Here is a 16,946-nt window from a genome sequence, read left to right on the forward strand (position 1 = left end):
ACCTCTCAGTTTTTTCCCCGAAAGTTCCCAATTGCAAGACAACACTTACCGCCACCCGCGCGCGGGCTGGCCGGGGCGCCTGTTTGCCGCGCTCGCCAACTGCACGCATTTCGCCGAACTGCGCCAGGCCGTCATGTCGCGCCTGCCCTTCCTGACCCTGCGCAGCGACGTGCGCGACGTCGTCTACGTGAGCTGGCTGGTCGATGCCGCTGCCGCGCAGACATTATTGCCGCCAGGCGTGGCACTGTGGCAGCGCGACGGCAAGACGCCGTTCACCGTGCTGACCTACCGCCATGGGCATTTCGGCCCTGCCCTGCTCGGCCCGCTGCGCCGGTTGCTGCCGTCTCCCCTGCAAAGCAACTGGCGCCTGTACCTGGACCATACGCCGCCGGGCGCACCGGCCGTTCCTTGCGTATATTTCTTGAAAAACATCATGGCCAGCCTGCCGCATGCGCTGGGCACGCGGCTGTTCAGCGATATCCTGCCCACGCACCTGGCCGCCGGCATGGCGCTGGACGTCACGGCCACGCAGGCCCGCTGCAGCATTGCCAGCGGCGCCGGCAGCGCTCCGGCGCTCGACGTGCAGGCGGCCATCACGGCGGCGCATGGCCTCGATGCCGACTGGCAAGCGCTATTCGGCAACTGGCGCGACGCCGTCGCTTTCCTCGCTTGCCAGGATGGGGCCATCGCGCACGTGCCGCGCAACGGCAAGCTGGTCTTCGGCGAAATCGACTTGCCCGTTGATGTGGATCAAGTGCAAGCGCTGACAGCCTTGCGCGCCGACTGCGGCTTGCTGGGGCAGTTGCCGCCCGTATCGAAGCCGTTTGCCTTCCTCGTGCCCAAGGTTGCCTTCAAGGCGCTGTCAGAGCGCCTGCTGTAACGCGGCGCTCCGGCGCGGGCGCGGGCGGGCCGCCGCGCCGCCGCTCCAGCTTGAACAGGGCCATCGCTTGCTCCAGCTGCAAGGCCTGGTCTTGCAGCGATGCGGAGGCGGCCGCCGATTCCTCGACCAGCGCCGCGTTCTGTTGCGTCACTTCATCCATTTGCGTGACGGCCATATTGACCTGGCCGATGCCATGGCTTTGCTCGCGCGAGGCCGAGGCGATCTCTTCCATGATGCCGTGCACGCCCTGCACGGCGCCCAGCATTTCGGCGCTGCTGACGCCCGCCTGCTGCGCCAGCTTCGCGCCCGCCTGCACTTGCTCCAGCGACGCCGTGATCAATTGCTTGATTTCCTTGGCGGCCGCCGCGCTGCGATGGGCCAGGCTGCGCACTTCGCCCGCCACGACGGCAAAACCGCGCCCCTGGTCGCCCGCGCGCGCCGCTTCGACGGCCGCGTTCAAGGCCAGAATATTCGTCTGGAAAGCGATGCCTTCGATAATGCCCGTGATGTCGCCAATCTTCTTCGACGAGACGTTAATGCCCTCCATCATGCGGACCATCTGCCCGACGATTTCGCCGCCGCGCCCGGCCAGGCCGTGCACCTTGCCCGCCATGTCGCTGGCCTGCACGGCGTTGCCGCTATTTTGCTGCACCGTGGCCGCCAGCTGCTCCATGCTCGACGCCGTCTGCTGCAGGGCCGAGGCCTGCGCTTCCGTGCGGCCGGACAAATCCATATTGCCGGCGGCGATTTCCTGGCTGGCCATGCTGATGCGCAAGAAATTGCCGCGCACGTCGCCAACGATGGAATGCAGGTTTACGCGCAACTGGCGCAAGGAACGCAGCAACTGTCCCATCTCGTCGCGCCGCGTGGTGTCGAGCTCGCCCGTCAGGTCGCCGCCCGCCATCACGTCGCAGGCCTGGCGCGCCCGCTGCAGCGGTTGCAGCACGGCGCGGTGCAAGCTGTGCCAGAAATACAGGGTCGCGCACAAGGCCAGCACGGACAAGCCCGTCAGCCAGCCGTGGGCCGCAGCCGGCAACGCGCCCGCATTCCACGCCAGTTGCAGCAGTAATACCAGGCTCAGCAAGCCCAGGTTCCAGCCGATGCGCTGGGCCAGCGGCAGGTCGCGCAAGCGCGCCAGTCTGGCCAGCCAGCCCGTGCGTACGGCCGCGCCCTGGCTGATGACGATGCCGTCGGCCTGCCCCGCCTTGATGCGCGCATACAGGGCGGACGCCTGCGCCACTTGCTGGCGCGTCGGCTTGGTGCGCACGGACATGTAGCCGACGGCCACGCCGTCTTCGACCACCGGCGTCACGTTCGCCAGCACCCAGTAATAATCGCCGCTCTTGCAGCGGTTTTTCACCATGCCGCTCCACGAGCGTCCCGAGCGGATGGTCGCCCAGAAATCGGCGAACGCTTCGGCCGGCATGTCCGGATGCCGGAGGATGTTTTGCGGCGCGCCGATCAATTCTTCCGCGCTGTAACCGCTGACGGCGATGAAATACGGGTTGGCATAGGTGATATTGCCTTGCAAGTCAGTAGTCGAGACGATGGTCTCGCTATCGCTCAGTGTGATCTCGGTATCGCTGACGGGAAGATTGAGTCGCATGGTCACATCCTCAAAAGTAGCCCGTACGGTGACGGGTTTGCGGACAAGGAACGGTCGCAAGCCAGCAAAGCGGGCACGGCACTGGCACCATTATTTTAATATTTTATTATTAACAAAATGCACTTTATTACGGCCCTGCCGGCCGTCATGCCACGGCAGGTTCGCCGGCCCAGTAACGGTCGATGTCCTGCAGGCGCCACTGGGCTGCGCTTTCCGTGGAAACGATGCGCTCCTGGCAACCCGGCGCGGCCAGGTCGAGCAGAGTCGGGACGATGCAGGTGCCGGCGCGGATGGAAAAAAACACGCGCACGGTGGGCTGGGTCAGCGGCTTGCCCGGCGCCTGTCCCACCACCACGGCCAGGCGCTCCGACTGCAGCCGCACCAGGGTGCCCAGCGGATAGATGCCCAGACATTTGACGAAGGCGGCAAACAGTTGCGCGTCCAGGTGCCCGCCGCGCCAGCCTGCCATGCGGCGCAGCGAATCGGCCGGGCACCAGCCCTGCTTGTACGGCCGGTTCGAGGTGATCGCGTCGTACACGTCGCAGATGGCGCCCATGCGCGCAAACAGGCTGATTTCCTCGCTGCGCAGCCCCTTGGGGTAGCCGCTGCCATCGAGTTTTTCATGGTGGTGCAGGCACACGTCGAGCGCTACCGGATCGATCTCGCCCACTTCCTGCAGCATGCGGTGGCCGGCGGCCGGATGGGCGCGCACGGAGGAAAATTCCGCTTCGCTCAGGCTGCCCGGCTTGTTGAGGATGGCGGACGGCACGGCCATCTTGCCGATATCGTGCAGCAAACCCGCCAGGCCGGCCGAGCGCACCTGCTCGGGCGCCAGGCCCAGCTCCCTGGCCAGCGCCGTCATCAGCGCGCACACGGCCACCGAGTGCATATACGTGTAATTGTCGGCGGATTTCAGGCGCGCCAGGCCCAGCAGGACGTCGCCGCCGCGCTGCATCGAGGCGGCAATATCGTCGACCAGTTCGTAAGCTTGCGCCGCGGACAAGGCCTTGCCCATGCGCACCTCGTCGAACATCGTCTGCACGGCCTGGCGCGAGCGTTCGATCTGGCGCCGGGCGCGCGCCAGTTCCTCCTCGCGCGAGCGGGGCGGGCCCGGATCGGCGACGGTTTTGCTTGCGGGCACCGTCGCTGGCGCGGCCGCGGGAGCGCCTGCCGCGGCCGGCGGCGCGGCAGAAGGCACGGCGGGCGGCGCGACTTGCGGCGCCTGCCCGCGCGTCGTGTCGATCCACACTTCGCACAGGCGTGCCGAGCGGATACGCTCGAGGTCAGCCGGCGACTCCAGCAAGAAAGAACGCGTCCAGAAAGGGGTATCGAGCCAGGAACGGCCCAGACGTTCGACATACATTCCCAGCATCAGTTCGCTACTCGTTATTTTTTTCAGCACGGCGGTTCTCCAGACATTCAGATCGCAGCATTTACTTGCGCATTATCAATATCATACGCCAAAAATAACGATTACACCAAATATATTGCTTTATATGGCAGAATCACAACATAAATAAAAATAATCACCAATTCTATCATTTTCATTTCATAAAATATTGAATCAACAAATATATCAATTCAGCCATATTGCCTACGCTGAACTGTATGTCTGGTGCCGATGAGGGATGCGATATGCCTGCCGGCGGCCGCATGGGCCGCCACGCAGGCTGGACGTGCAGGAGGGAAGTGCGTGAGCGCCAGACGCCCCGAAGTGGGGCTGGCGCTATGCAGAAAGGAATGTCAGGCTGCTGGGCGAGCGGGGTGGCGCCCGGCAGCTTAGCGCGGCACGTAGCGCCAGCCGGCGTTTTCCAGCATGAAGGTCAGTTCCGTCTTGATGCCTTCCGGGCGGCTCGGCACGCTCAATTGCGTATCGCACACAAGGTAGCCCGTCTTGCGCTTGACGTCGCACTCGTTGACGGCCTTGACCTGCATGGTGCTTTGCGCTTCCTGCATCTGCACGTCCTTGGCCGCCTCCGGATTGCGCGCCACTTCTTCCTTGGCCCAGGCGCGTATCATCGCTTGCGCCTCGGCCGGCGACGGTCCCGCAAACTTGGCATCCTTGCGCTCGACGCCGACCCAGGTACCGTTATCGTTACGTAGCGGCAAGACCATAAAACCGTCGCGCATGCCGGCGCTCATGCCGATCAGACACACCACCTCGCCCGGCACTTCCTGCGAATCCTGGCAACCCTGCAGGCTGGTGGCCTTGACGGGAATGGGAACCGGTATCGACGATTGCATCCTGGCTTGCGTTTTGGCCACGCCCGCCTGCACGGCGGCCTGGATGTGTTCGAGCGTGGGCATGGTAGCGGCCTGGGCCGGCAAGGCGGCGAACAGGGCGGCGGCGGTCAGGGCGAGGGTAGTCAGGCGCATGGTGTCAAAAGTAGTGATCAAAGGCCGGCAGTCTAACACTTTGCATAAAAACAGCTGTTCCTATAGAGAACTATCCACGGCATCGGGCGCGAGAAAGGCGCCGCCCCCGTCCGCCTGTCCGCGCAGGCGCAGGCCGATGGCACGCAGCATCTCGACCAGCTCGCGCAGGCGCAGGCCCTCGTCCGTCAGTTGGTACTCGACCTTGACGGGCACGTCCGCATAGATCGTGCGCGTCAGCAAGCCCGCCTCTTCCAGCGCGCGCAAGTCCAGGGTCAGCATGCGCTGCGAGATATTCGGCACGGCGCGGCGGATTTCGCTGAAGCGCTTCGGCCCCGCCATCAGATAGCTGAGCAGCACCACTCTCCAGCGTCCGCCCAGCAAACGCATGGCTTCTTCCACTGCGCAGCCGGAGACATTGTCCTTCATGGCGATCCTTATCTGGTATAAAAAATGTACCTATACCACATTATTCTGCCTTCTTCCAAATAGTAAGCATCGCGATTAGACTGCCCTTCCCTCACCTGAATGGAGCTTCAGCATGGAAACCACCCTGATCTACAGCGTGCCGTTCGGCTGCTCGTTTGCCGCCATCGCCGCCCTCGAATGGAGCGGCTTGCCGTATCGCCTGGCCCGCGTCGAAGCGCGCGACCCGGCCAGCAAGCAGCATCCGGCCTTTCTCGCCATCAATCCCCTGGGCCAGACGCCGGCCCTGCTCACGCACGCGGGCACGCCGCTGCTGGAAAGCATGGCGATCCTGCTGCATATCGCCGCCCGCGCGCCGGACAGCGGCCTGGGCTTTGCGCAGGGCACGCCCGCCTGCGACCGCCTGAACAGCGCGCTCTCGTTTTTGCACACGACCTTCCACGCGGCCTTCATGCCCGCCTTCCAGGCGTCGCGCGCGGCAGAAGGCGATGCGCGCGCGGCCATCTGGCGCGAAATGGCCGTCGAGAAGGTCAACAAAAGCCTGGCACACCTGGAACGCCTGCTCGATGGCCGCGCCTGGCTCGCTTCCGATGCCGCGCCGACGATTGCAGACGCCTACCTGGCCGCCACGGCGCGCTGGGCCGAGCCGCTGCAGCTGGCGCGGCTAAGCGACTATCCGCACGTGGCGCGCGTGCTGGCGGCGCTGGAACAGGACCCCGGCATCCGCTTTGCCCATGCCATCGAGGCGGGCTTGCCGGCCGCCAGCCGGGGCGGTTTCCTGGGCCATGTGGCGCTCGACCAACTGGCAGTTCCGGCCGGCTAACCGGCGGTCAACTCCCGCAGCGGGCGCGTCTTTATTGCTATGATGTCGGGCTGCCGGCGGTACAGCCGGCCACGTCAATACCATATCGATAACGTCGTCATCAGAATCGGGAGTTTGAATGAGTTTACGTCTGCTGCTCTTGGGAGCATTCAGTGCCGCCATGGCCACCACCGCCGTTGCTGCGGAACCGGCGCCGGCCGCGCCGCGCGGTTTCACCGTGGAAGACATGGTCGCCATGGAACGGGTGGGCAGCCCCGTGCTGTCGCCGGACGCCACGCGCGTCGTCTACACGGTGCGTACGACCAACCTGGAGAAAAACCGCGGCAACACGCAGCTGTGGATGATCGACCTGCGCGCGCCGAACGCGTCACCGCGCCAGCTCACGCGCGGCGACGCCAGCGCCAGCGATCCGCAATGGTCGCCGAACGGCGACGCCATCTACTTCCTCTCGGGCCGCTCCGGCTCCTCGCAAGTGTGGCAACTGCCCCTGAACGGCGGCGAAGCGGCCAAGGTCACCGACCTGGCGCTGGACGTCGATACCTACCGCCTGTCGCCGCAGGGCGACCGCCTGGCCTTCAGCATGGGCGTCTTCCTCGATTGCGCGGACATCGCCTGCACGAAAAAGCGCCTCGATGAAAAAGCGAAAAACAAGGCCAGCGGCATGGTCTACGAGCAGATGTTCGTGCGCCACTGGGATACCTGGGCCGACGGCCGCCGCAATGCGCTGTATTCGGCACCGATAGACGCGGCCGGCAAGGTCAGCGCCGCGCCCGTGAGCCTGAGCGGCACCCTCGATGGCGACGCGCCATCGAAGCCATTCGGCGACAACGGCGAATACCACTTCAGCCCGGACGGCAAGACGGTGGCCTTCTCCGTGCGCGTGGCCGGCCGCACGGAATCATGGTCGACCAACTTCGACGTCTATACGATACCGGCCGCGGGCGGCCAGGCGCCGCGCAACCTCACGGCCGACAATCCGGCCTGGGATGCGAAAGCCAGCTATTCGCCGGACGGCCGCACCCTCGCGTATGTCGCCATGACCAGGCCGGGCTTCGAAGCGGACCGTTTTCATTTGGTGCTGATGGATGTCGCCACGGGCAAGAAGCGCACCGTGGCCGACGACTGGGACCGTTCCGTGGCCGATTTCCGCTGGACGCCGGACGGCAAGGCCTTCCTCGTCGCCGCCGATGACGTGGGCCAGCACCGCCTGTTCCACATCGACGCGGCCAGCGGCAAGGTCAACGCGCTGACGGGCAAAGGCGCCGTGGGCGACTTCGACGTGCGCGGCAATACCATCGTGCTGACGCAAGCGAACCTGGCCTCGGGCGCGCAGCTGTACACGCGCAAGCTCGACGCCAAGTCCGAATCGGCACCGATGGTCCAGCTGACGAAACAGAATGCGGCAGCGCTGGCCAACGTGCGCTTCGGCGAATATGAACAGTTCTCGTTCGCGGGCGCGGATGGCGAAACCGTCTACGGCCACGTCATGAAGCCATGGAATGCCAAGGCAGGCGAAAAGTATCCGATCGCCTTTTTGGTGCACGGCGGCCCGCAAGGCAGCTTCGGCAACAGCTGGAGCTACCGCTGGAATCCGCAAGTGTATGCGGGCGCCGGCTACGCCACCGTCTTCATCGACTTCCACGGTTCCACCGGCTATGGCCAGAAGTTCACGGATGCCATCAGCGGCGACTGGGGCGGCAAGCCGCTGGTCGACCTGCAAAAGGGTCTGGAAGCGGCCACCAAGAAGTTCCCGTGGCTGGACCGCGAGCGCAGCTGCGCGCTGGGCGCGTCCTATGGCGGCTACATGATGAACTGGATCGCCGGTAACTGGCCGGACGGCTTCAAGTGCCTGGTCAACCACGACGGCGTGTTCGACAACCGCGGCATGGCTTACGCGACGGAAGAACTGTGGTTCACGGAATGGGAAAACGGCGGCACCTACTACGACGCGCCAGCCAAGTACGAGCAGTTCAACCCCGTCAACTTCGTGAAGAACTGGAAGACGCCGATGCTGGTGGTGCAGGGCGACCTGGACTTCCGCATCCCTACGGCGCAAGGCCTGGGTACCTTCACCGCGCTGCAGCGCCGTGGCATCCCGAGCAAGCTGCTGGTCTTCCCGGACGAAAACCACTGGGTGCTGAAGCCGGCCAATTCGCTGCTGTGGCATCACACGGTGCTCGATTGGCTCAACACTTATACAAAAAAGTAAACCAAAAAGCAAAATCTGGGGTCAGACCCGTCGGGTCTGACCCCAGCTCTACGCTAGCCGCACAGCTCACGCCTGCGGCTTTTTTACGTCCGTCAAACTACATCAATACGTATTGAGCGCCTTGGCGAACTTCACGATCCACAAACGGCTAGGACGCTCGCGGTCGTCGCCGCGCGCCACGCGGATGGTGTTGGCGGCATTGCAGCCGGCCGCGCTGCTCGTGACGATGGTGCCATTGGCATCGACCGTGCACTTGGTCACGTCGGCGTCCGCCACTTCCACGCCATTCGCGTCGAAGACCTTGGTTTTCAGGCCGAAGTCATTGTCGTTGGCCAGCGCGATGGTGGAGTCGTCGATCAGGGTCAGGCCTTCGGCCTTTTCCGCCGCCCAGCCGATGGCGTTCAAGTCCAGCAGCAGCGTTTTCTTCAGCGGCGTGACAGCGGCCCAGTCGGCGCCATTGACGGGGGCGCCGCCCATGCTGCTCTTCTCCAGGTCCGAGGTCGTCGCGTTGAAGGCGGCGGCCGCGATGTCGGTGGCGCCCTTCAGTTCGACCAGCATCAGCTTGTTGAAGACCTTGCCCGACGGCGCGGCGCCCTGCTCGATGACGAGGAACTTGCCGCCGCCCAGCGCCACCATGTCGCCCAGCTTGGCGTTGCCCGTGCGGCCATCCTGGTAGTCGGCCGCGTTGAGCGGATACGCATACATCTTGCCGCTGGTGCCAGTCACCGGGTCGAATTCGATCCAGCGCGTGAAGCGGGCAAAGCGCTCGACCTGTTCATTCTTCTTCGTCACAGAATATGGTGCCGTGCCGTCGGACAGAGGGCTTTGCAGGAAGGCGTACAGCTTGTCGTTGCTCGTGTCTAAGGTCATGCCTTCCATGCCGCGGTTCGCGCGGCGCTTGGCGAACAGCGCCGGCAAGCCCTTGCCCGGCTCGTATTTCGCCTGGATGATACCGGTGGCGGCGTCGATCTTGACGATGAAGGGACCGTATTCGTCGGACACCCACAGCGCATTGCGCTTGGCATCGACGACGATGGACTCCGAATCGAGGCCGCCCGCATTGAAGACGGCCTTGCCGGCGGCGTCAAACTTCATCGCATCCATGACGGGAATCTCGGCAGAATTGCCGACCGCGCCCACGGGCACGGGCAAGCCCGAGCTGTTGACGGTGGCCGACACCTTGATCGGCGTCGACGAACCCAGCACGGCGCCGTTCTTGCCCACGGTGATCACGCCGAACGACGGGGTAAAACTGGGCGACGGGAAGATCTTGCTGCCGATGGTGCCCTTGCCCGACGGATCGGGCACCAGCGGGCCGTCGCCGTTCGGGCCGCGGTCCGTCAAGCCATAGAATTCCAGGTCGCCGGCCGCGTTCTTGCCCTTGTAGGCCAGGCCGGAACCGTACGACGGCAGGAAGCCGTTCGGGAATTCGCCCTTGATCTTGGCGTTCGCGCCTTCGTACGGCACATAGAATTTGTCGGCCGCCTGGATCTGATAGCGCGTCACGGTGACTTTCACTTCACCGACAGGATTAGCTTGCGTCAGCGCTTCGTTGACGGGCGCGCCCGCTTTCGAGGCGAGGGTGTCCTCGAAATGCTCGCGCACGAGTGCGCGGCGTTCCGCATCGACCGTGCGGCCGGCGAATTTGCCGCCCACGCTGGCCAGGTGTGCGGCCAGGGCCGCGTTGAAGACGGCGGGGGCGCCGGCAAAGTCCAGCGTCTTGCCGGCCAGCGCGGCCTTCACTTCGGCCGTCAGCTTGATGCCGTTCGAGGGATCGCTGTCGTCGTCGAGCAGTTGCAGCGCCAGCAGGCGGTTGACGACCTTGTCGTCCGCCACATTCGTGCTGGCGGCCAGCGCCAGCGGCGTGACGACGGCGCCGCATGGGGCCGAACCGAGGGCCAGGCCGCCCACGCTGAAGGCTACCGTCTCGCCCGGGTTGCAAATGAATTCGCCCTTGGCGTTGGTGCTGGCCTTGGCCGCGCTGCCGGCCACATAATCGAGTCCTTCCACCGCGCCGTCGAGGAACACACCCGTCTGCGCCACGGGCTTGGAAGGCTCCGCAGGCGGATTATCGCTGCCGCCACAGGCGGCCAGGGCCAGTCCGGCGGCGATGGCCAGCAGGGTCAGTTTCGGGGTCGACGTTACAGCAGTGTTCATGCATTCCTCGGCTAAGGTGGGGTTGAAGCCGTGGAGAGTAACTGCTCAAAGTGACAAGCCCATGACAGCCGTCACGCCAGTGGCGTATCCGCAACAGGCCCGCCGATGCCGCCGAAGCGGCCATCGGCCTGGCGCCGGAATTCCTTGGGCGTGACGCCCTTCACCTGCAGGAAGCGGCGGTTGAAGTTGGCCACGTTCTGGAAACCCACGTCGTAGCAGACGTTCGACACGTATTGGTCGGTGTCCATCAGCAGCTGGCACGCCTTGTTGATGCGCAGCCGGCTGACGAAATCGGTAAAGCTGTTGCCCGTCGCCTTGCGGAAGAAGCGCGAGAATTTACTCAGCGACATGCCCACCTGCTCGGCCAGCATTTCCGCCGAAATCGGCTCGCGGTAATTCTCCGTGATGTAGTTGAGGACGGAATTGACCTTGGCCAGAGTGGCGTCATCGTCGTAGGAACGCAGGGAGGCGCTCGACAGCAGGCGGTAGTTGGCCGTGCGCGCCAGCTTGCTCATCAATTGCACGAATTCGGCGAAGCGCTCGGCGCCATGCGTGGCGCGGATGCGCTCCAGGTGCTGTTCGGCCTCGTGGCCCATGTCGAAAAACTCCACGCCATAGCTGGAGCGCTCGAGCAGCGGCAGCAACTCGCGCAGTTCGGGAATCACGCGCGCGGCGCCCGCCAGCGGCGCATGGGCGAACTGCACGATCATGTCGCGCAGGGCCACGCCGCCCTCCGGCATCACGTTGGAAATCCAGTTGTGCGGCAGGCGCGGGCCCGTCAGCACCAGGTGGCCGGGCGAGAATTCGCCGATATAGTCGCCCACGAACAGGCGCCCGCTGGTGGCGACGATCAGGTGCAGCTCATACTCTTCATGGCAGTGCCAGCGCACGCGCGAGCTGGGATAGCCATGTTCCAGGTAATTGATGATGCCGTCGTAGCTTTCGCGTTCCAGCTCGGGCGCCTTGCGCTCGCTGTCCTTGTGCCATAGGTGTTCCATGCTTGTCTCTCTCAGGCTGTCCCCGCCCGTGCCATCGAATGTACCTCAAAAAGCTTCACTCGCCAAAACGGCCCAGCGCCTGCTGGCGAAATTCCTTCGGCGTCATGCCCTTCAATTCCAGGAAGCGCCGGTTGAAATTGGCCACATTGTTAAAACCCGCCTCGTAGCAGATGTTGCTCACATAGCGCTCCGTCTCCATCAGCAGCTGGCACGCCTTGTTGATACGCAGGCGGTTGACGAAGTCCGTGAAGCTGTTGCCCGTGGCGCTGCGAAAGAAGCGGGAAAAGGTCCGCTCTGGCATGTCCACCTGCTCGGCCAGCTGTTTCAGCGAGAACTGGCTGCTGTAATTGTGCACGATGAAGTTGATGGCCGAGCTGATGCGCGCCAGCGCCACGTCATCGTCGCTTGACTGCATGGGCACCGTCGACAGCAGCTGGTAGTCGCTGGTCTGCGCCAGCTCTCCCAGCAAGGTGAGAAATTCGATGAAGCGCGGCAGGCCGCTGCTGTCGCGGATGCGCCGGAAGCGCCGCAGCGACTGTTCGCTGACGCCAAAGAATTCCACGCCATGCAGGGCGCGCTGCAGCAGCGGGAAGATGCCCTTCAATTCGGGAATGGCGGCCGCCATCGACGCCAGCGGCGCATGGCCGAACTGGATCACCATGTCGCGCAGGGCCACGCCCTCGGCCGGCGTGTCGAGCGAGACCCAGTTGTGCGGCACGCGCGGCCCCGTCAGCACCAGGTGGCCGGGCGTGAACTGACCGATATAGTCGCCGACAAAAACCTTGCCGCTGCTCTCGACGATCAGGTGCAGTTCGTACTCGTCGTGATAGTGCCAGCGCACCAGCGCATTCGGAAAGCCGTGCTCCAGGTAGCGGATGAAGCCGAAACTGCCTTTCGGCTCGAAGCCGGGCGTGGCGTCGCGCTGCTGTTCCAGCTCCATCTGCGGCAACGACGGTGGCATGGCGCGCCCTCCCCGTCAGGCGACGATCTGTTCCAGCGCCGCGCGCGCGCCCAACCCATACAGGCTTGCCAGCGACTGCCCCACCGCCTGCGTGAACGCGGGTGCGTCAGACAGGTCGCCAAACAGCTCGCGCAAGGACAGCAGCGCCGCGGCGTCCGCCTTTCCCTGCAGCGCCAGCGCGCGCAGGCGCGCCGCGTACGGGTCGTTCAAGGGCATCTCACGCCCCTGCTCGTCGTGGCCTTCCAGGTAGCGGAACCAGCACGCCACGGTAAACGCCAGCAGCTTGATGGCGCCGCCTTGCGCCAGCGCCTCGCGCACGGACGGCAGCACGAATTTCGGAATGCGCGCCGAGCCTTCCGTGCCGATGCGCGCCAGCTGGTCGCGCACGGCCGGATTCGAAAAGCGTTCGATCAGGGTGGCCTTGTAGCGTTCCAGATCGATGCCTTCCACGCTATCGAGCAAAGGCGTGACCTCGTCATCCATCATGCGCCGCACCAGCAGCCGGATGCCAGCATCCTCCATCGCTTCATGCGCAAACGTGTAACCAAGCTGCATGCCGATGTAGCACAGGGCCTGATGGCTGGCATTCAACAAGCGCAGCTTCATCTTTTCATACGGCAGCACGTCGTGCGTCATCTGCGCGCCCACCTTTTCCCAGGCCGGGCGGCCCTGCGGGAACTCGTCTTCGATGACCCACTGGCGGAACGGCTCGCACACGACGGGCCAGGCGTCGACGATGCCGAAGCTGTCGCGCACCAGCGCCCGGTGTTCATCCGTGGTGGCCGGCGTGATGCGGTCGACCATGCTGTTGGGGAAGCTGCCATGCGTGGCCAGCCAGCGCGCCAGTTCTGCGTCGCGCAAGGCGACAAAAGCCAGCAGCATCTTGCGCGTCACATCGCCATTGTTTTGCAGGTTATCGCAGGACATGATGGTAAATGGCGCCAGTCCCCGCTGGCGGCGCAGGGCCAGCGCGGCGGCCAGGTAGCCGAACGAGCAACGCGGCGCCTCCGGGTGCGCCAGTTCCTGCACGATGTCGGGGTGCTGCGCATCGAATTCGCCCGTGCCCTGGTTGACGTAATAGCCGCCTTCGGTGATGGTCAGCGCGACGATGCGCGTGCCGGGGTCGGCCAGCTTTTCCAGCACGGCTTGCGGCTCGTCGGGCGCATACAGGTAGTCGCCGATGCAGCCGATGATACGTGCCGAGTCGCCGGCCGCGCTGCGCTCGACCACCGTATATAAACCGTCCTGCGCCCGCATGGCGTCGCGCATGGCCGCGTCATGCGCGAGCAAGCCCACGCCGCAGTATCCCCATTCTGCATTGCCTGGCAAGGCCAGCAAATCGTCGAGATACACGGCCTGGTGGGCGCGAAAAAAACCGCCCACGCCGATGTGCACGATGCCGGGCACGAGCGTCTCGCGCGCATACGCAGGCACGGCCACGTTCCCTGGCAGCTTGGCCAGGTTCGATTGCTTCAATGCGATCGCTTCCATTACAGCGCTCCTTTCGCCGCCGCGTAGGTCTTGCCGGCGCGGTCGAAATAATGGACGAAGCCCGGCTCGAACGTCAGGTGGGTCTGCTGGCCCGGCTGCAGGCTGCTGCGCTCCGCGCCGCGCGACACCACCTGCACATTGTTCGGCAAGCGCACATAGGTGAGGGTTTCCACGCCCAAGGACTCCACCAGGTCGACGGTGACGGGCACGCTGCCCGGCTGCGCCGCGCCCAGGTGCACGTGCTCGGGGCGGATGCCGACAAAACCGTCCGCCTGCGCCGCGCTGCCCGCCTGCGCCAGCAGCTGCGGCGCCGCGTCGGCCGGCACCACGTTCATGCTGGGCGTGCCGATGAATTGCGCGACAAAGCGGTTGGCGGGACGGTCATACAGTTCCAATGGCGAGCCATGCTGCTCGATCTGCCCGTCGCGCAGCACCACCACGCGGTCGGCCAGGGTCATCGCCTCGACCTGGTCGTGCGTGACATAGATGGTGGTCGCGCCCAGCTCGCGGTGCAGCTTGGCGATCTCGATGCGCGTCTGCACGCGCAGGGCCGCATCGAGGTTCGACAGCGGCTCGTCGAACAAAAACACTTTCGGGTCGCGCACGATGGCGCGGCCGATGGCCACCCGCTGGCGCTGGCCGCCCGACAATTCCTTCGGCGTGCGCTCCAGGTAACGCCCAAGGTCGAGGATGGCGGCCGCCTTGTCGACTTTCTCGCGGATGACGGCCGGATCGACGCCGGCCAGTTTCAGCGCGAACGACATGTTCTGGAACACCGTCATGTGCGGATACAGCGCGTACGACTGGAACACCATCGCCAGGTCGCGCTTGGACGACGGCAGCGCCGTGATGTCGCGCCCGTCGAGCGACAGCTTGCCGCCGTCGATCGGTTCCAGGCCCGCGATCAGGCGCAGCAGGGTGGATTTGCCGCAGCCCGACGGCCCGACGAAGACGACGAACTCGCCCTGTTGGATCTCCAGGTCGATGCCCTTGATGGCGCGGTGCTCGCCAAAGAATTTCTCGATATTGCTCAGTTGAAGGTAAGCCATGATTTTTCTCAATTCTGATTTGTTTTTCGATGCTTTCAGAAACCGTAGCGAGCGGTTCAAGTTCGGTTTGAGTAGCGGAGCTGTGCGGATGCACGGGGGCGCCGAGTCAGTGAGCAACGGAGAGCCGAAATTGGGCCGCGCAGTAGGTTTATGGAGGCATCGATTATTTGACGGCGCCGAAAGTCATACCTTGGACCAGTTGTTTCTGGCAGAACCAGCCCAGCGCCATGATGGGCGCGATGGCCATCAACGAAGCGGCCGACAATTTGGCCCAGAACAGGCCTTCCGGGCTCGAATACGAAGCGATGAGCCAGGCCAGGGTGCCCGCGTTGGACGCGCCCAGGTTCAGCGACCAGAACGATTCATTCCATGACCACACCATGCAGACCAGCGCCGTGGAAGCGATGCCGCCCACGGACAGGGGCAGCACGACGTGGCGGAACTCGTCCCACACGGTGGCGCCGTCCATGCGCGAGGCCTCGAGGATTTCGCGCGGCAGCTCCTTCATGCTCGTGTACAGCAGCCAGATCATGATGGGCAGGTTCATCAGCATGAACATGATGGTCAGGCCGATGCGCGTATCGAGCAGGCCGAAGTACTGGTAGCAGATATAGATGGGCATCAGCGCGCCCACGCCGGGCATGTAGCGCGAACTGAGCATGAATTTCAGCAAGCCGATGGTGCCGCCTGTGGGAAAGAAGGCCATCGAATAGGCGGCCGGGATGGCGATCAAGAGGCCGATGGCCGTCGACACCACGCTGGTAAACAGCGAGTTCCACGCGTAGCCGAAGTAATTGTCGCGCGCCAGCACTTCACGGAAGCTGTCCAGGGTCGGCGTGAAAAACAGCAGCGGCGGCGTGGAAATGGCTTGCCCTTCCGTCTTGAAGGCCATCAGGCCCAACCAGAAGATGGGAAAGAACAGTACCAGCGCGCACAGCCAGGCGGCGGCCGTGCGGCCATACAGATTGAGTTTGCTATGCATCAAGGTCTCCTTATTTCGACAGATTCTTGCCGATGACGCGCATCAGGAAGAAGGCGGCGATGTTGGCGATGAGCACGGCGAACAGGGCGCCGGCCGAAGCCGCTCCCACGTCATACGACAGCAGTGCCTGCTGATAGATCATGAAGGTGATGGTGGTCGTGTCGAAGCCGGGACCGCCGCCCGTGGTGGTAAAGATTTCCGCAAAGATCGACAGCAAAAAGATCATCTCGATCATCAGCACCACCGAGACGGCGCGGCCCAGGTGGGGAATGTAGAGGTAGCGCAACTGTTGCAGGTAGGTGGCGCCATCCATGCGCGCCGCTTCCAGCTGTTCGCGGTCCATCGATTGCAGGGCCGTCATGAAAATCAGGCAGGCAAACGGCAGCCATTGCCAGGAGACCATCATGATGATGGAAAACAGGGGGTGGGCCGACAGCCAGTCGACGGGCGTGGCGCCAAAGAAGATGCTGATCTGCGCAAACAGGCCGTAGATCGGATTGAGCAGCATGTTCTTCCACATCAGGGCATTGACGGCCGGCATGACGAGAAACGGCGAAATCAGCAGCACGCGCACGATGGCGCGCCCCGGGAACGCTTCATTGATCAGCAACCCCAGCGCCGTGCCCAGCACCACCGTGATCAGCATGACGGAAAACAGCAAGGTGAACGTGTTCTGCAAGGCAGGCAGGAACGAGGCATCGGTAAAGAAAAAGTGGAAATTGGCCAGACCATGGAAAGGATGGCCGCTCGGATCGAGCATGGAATAGCGCACGAACGCGTAATACAGGGTGATCAACAACGGGATCACGGAAATGACGGAGACGGCAAGCACGGCCGGCGTCAGCAAAGTCCGGGGGATAATGCGTTTCATAGGATACTCTTGGGACGTGAGGGAATGATCATCAACAGAAATCCGGGGTCAGACCCGTCGGGTCTGACCCCAGTTTTAAGCCACCAATCTCTTCGCCTGTTGATAAACCAGACGGCAAGA

General features: G+C 64.0%; 14 protein-coding genes. 3 read left to right on the forward strand and 11 right to left on the reverse strand.

Features of this window, described 5'->3' with window-relative positions; all coding sequences use genetic code 11:
- Positions 1–31 precede the first annotated feature (31 nt).
- Entirely contained in the window at positions 32–880 is an 849-nt protein-coding gene (locus CSQ95_RS19120) for a DUF2071 domain-containing protein (protein ID WP_099410650.1), read from the forward strand.
- Here CSQ95_RS19120 and CSQ95_RS19125 read toward each other — a convergent pair.
- The 4 genes from CSQ95_RS19125 to CSQ95_RS19140 all read right to left on the reverse strand — a co-directional run bounded on the left by CSQ95_RS19125 (position 852) and on the right by CSQ95_RS19140 (position 5,288).
- Entirely contained in the window at positions 852–2,486 is a 1,635-nt protein-coding gene (locus tag CSQ95_RS19125; RefSeq protein ID WP_099410651.1) for a PAS domain-containing methyl-accepting chemotaxis protein, read from the reverse strand. The two genes, CSQ95_RS19120 and CSQ95_RS19125, sit on opposite strands and share 29 nt — an antisense overlap.
- 145 nt (positions 2,487–2,631) lie before the next feature.
- Complete coding sequence (locus CSQ95_RS19130; protein WP_099410652.1) at positions 2,632–3,888, reverse strand: HD-GYP domain-containing protein; 1,257 nt, start codon at positions 3,886–3,888, stop codon at positions 2,632–2,634.
- A gap of 377 nt (positions 3,889–4,265) precedes the next feature.
- On the reverse strand, positions 4,266–4,862 hold the full coding sequence (locus CSQ95_RS19135) for a hypothetical protein (protein WP_121668978.1): 597 nt from the start codon (positions 4,860–4,862) through the stop codon (positions 4,266–4,268).
- 60 nt (positions 4,863–4,922) lie between these two features.
- Positions 4,923–5,288: a helix-turn-helix domain-containing protein gene (locus CSQ95_RS19140; protein WP_099410654.1), complete on the reverse strand. Its 366-nt coding sequence runs from the start codon at positions 5,286–5,288 to the stop codon at positions 4,923–4,925.
- A gap of 112 nt (positions 5,289–5,400) precedes the next feature.
- Between CSQ95_RS19140 and CSQ95_RS19145 the strand changes: the two genes are divergently transcribed.
- Both CSQ95_RS19145 and CSQ95_RS19150 read left to right on the forward strand, forming a co-directional pair.
- Positions 5,401–6,108: a glutathione S-transferase family protein gene (locus tag CSQ95_RS19145; protein ID WP_099410655.1), complete on the forward strand. Its 708-nt coding sequence runs from the start codon at positions 5,401–5,403 to the stop codon at positions 6,106–6,108.
- A 118-nt stretch (positions 6,109–6,226) separates the two neighbouring features.
- On the forward strand, positions 6,227–8,317 hold the full coding sequence (locus tag CSQ95_RS19150) for a S9 family peptidase (protein WP_257218106.1): 2,091 nt from the start codon (positions 6,227–6,229) through the stop codon (positions 8,315–8,317).
- Between the two features lie 102 nt (positions 8,318–8,419).
- Here the strand turns inward: CSQ95_RS19150 and CSQ95_RS19155 are convergent, their stop codons facing one another.
- The 7 genes from CSQ95_RS19155 to CSQ95_RS19185 all read right to left on the reverse strand — a co-directional run bounded on the left by CSQ95_RS19155 (position 8,420) and on the right by CSQ95_RS19185 (position 16,826).
- Positions 8,420–10,474: an esterase-like activity of phytase family protein gene (locus CSQ95_RS19155; protein ID WP_099410657.1), complete on the reverse strand. Its 2,055-nt coding sequence runs from the start codon at positions 10,472–10,474 to the stop codon at positions 8,420–8,422.
- 71 nt (positions 10,475–10,545) lie between these two features.
- Positions 10,546–11,472 (reverse strand): AraC family transcriptional regulator, encoded by a 927-nt coding sequence (locus CSQ95_RS19160; protein ID WP_099410658.1) that lies wholly within the window; start codon positions 11,470–11,472, stop codon positions 10,546–10,548.
- Positions 11,473–11,527: 55 nt separating this feature from the next.
- A complete protein-coding gene (locus CSQ95_RS19165; protein WP_099410659.1) occupies positions 11,528–12,433 on the reverse strand; it encodes an AraC family transcriptional regulator in 906 nt (301 codons plus the stop codon).
- 15 nt (positions 12,434–12,448) lie between these two features.
- Positions 12,449–13,924 carry a mannitol dehydrogenase family protein gene (locus tag CSQ95_RS19170; RefSeq protein WP_099410660.1) on the reverse strand — a complete coding sequence of 492 codons (1,476 nt, stop codon included), beginning with the start codon at positions 13,922–13,924 and terminating at the stop codon, positions 12,449–12,451.
- Entirely contained in the window at positions 13,924–14,973 is a 1,050-nt protein-coding gene (locus tag CSQ95_RS19175; protein ID WP_099410661.1) for an ABC transporter ATP-binding protein, read from the reverse strand. Before CSQ95_RS19175 ends, CSQ95_RS19170 begins: the two co-directional genes overlap by 1 nt.
- A 163-nt stretch (positions 14,974–15,136) precedes the next feature.
- Positions 15,137–15,955, reverse strand: coding sequence for a carbohydrate ABC transporter permease (locus tag CSQ95_RS19180; protein ID WP_099410662.1), 819 nt, complete (start codon positions 15,953–15,955; stop codon positions 15,137–15,139).
- A 10-nt stretch (positions 15,956–15,965) separates the two neighbouring features.
- Positions 15,966–16,826 (reverse strand): carbohydrate ABC transporter permease, encoded by an 861-nt coding sequence (locus CSQ95_RS19185; protein ID WP_099410663.1) that lies wholly within the window; start codon positions 16,824–16,826, stop codon positions 15,966–15,968.
- Between the last annotated feature and the right edge of the window lie 120 nt (positions 16,827–16,946).

It is taken from the genome of Janthinobacterium sp. BJB304, assembly GCF_002735765.1.
Lineage (GTDB): Bacteria > Pseudomonadota > Gammaproteobacteria > Burkholderiales > Burkholderiaceae_D > Janthinobacterium.

Excerpts from the sequence above, each read along its gene's own strand:
- CSQ95_RS19125 (WP_099410651.1), bottom strand. The coding sequence starts at position 2,486 with ATGCGACTCAATCTTCCCGTCAGCGATACCGAGATCACACTGAGCGAT.
- CSQ95_RS19135 (WP_121668978.1), bottom strand. The coding sequence starts at position 4,862 with ATGCGCCTGACTACCCTCGCCCTGACCGCCGCCGCCCTGTTCGCCGCC.
- CSQ95_RS19140 (WP_099410654.1), bottom strand. The coding sequence starts at position 5,288 with ATGAAGGACAATGTCTCCGGCTGCGCAGTGGAAGAAGCCATGCGTTTG.
- CSQ95_RS19145 (WP_099410655.1), top strand. The coding sequence starts at position 5,401 with ATGGAAACCACCCTGATCTACAGCGTGCCGTTCGGCTGCTCGTTTGCC.
- CSQ95_RS19150 (WP_257218106.1), top strand. The coding sequence starts at position 6,227 with ATGAGTTTACGTCTGCTGCTCTTGGGAGCATTCAGTGCCGCCATGGCC.
- CSQ95_RS19155 (WP_099410657.1), bottom strand. The coding sequence starts at position 10,474 with ATGAACACTGCTGTAACGTCGACCCCGAAACTGACCCTGCTGGCCATC.
- CSQ95_RS19160 (WP_099410658.1), bottom strand. The coding sequence starts at position 11,472 with ATGGAACACCTATGGCACAAGGACAGCGAGCGCAAGGCGCCCGAGCTG.
- CSQ95_RS19165 (WP_099410659.1), bottom strand. The coding sequence starts at position 12,433 with ATGCCACCGTCGTTGCCGCAGATGGAGCTGGAACAGCAGCGCGACGCC.
- CSQ95_RS19170 (WP_099410660.1), bottom strand. The coding sequence starts at position 13,924 with ATGGAAGCGATCGCATTGAAGCAATCGAACCTGGCCAAGCTGCCAGGG.
- CSQ95_RS19175 (WP_099410661.1), bottom strand. The coding sequence starts at position 14,973 with ATGGCTTACCTTCAACTGAGCAATATCGAGAAATTCTTTGGCGAGCAC.
- CSQ95_RS19180 (WP_099410662.1), bottom strand. The coding sequence starts at position 15,955 with ATGCATAGCAAACTCAATCTGTATGGCCGCACGGCCGCCGCCTGGCTG.
- CSQ95_RS19185 (WP_099410663.1), bottom strand. The coding sequence starts at position 16,826 with ATGAAACGCATTATCCCCCGGACTTTGCTGACGCCGGCCGTGCTTGCC.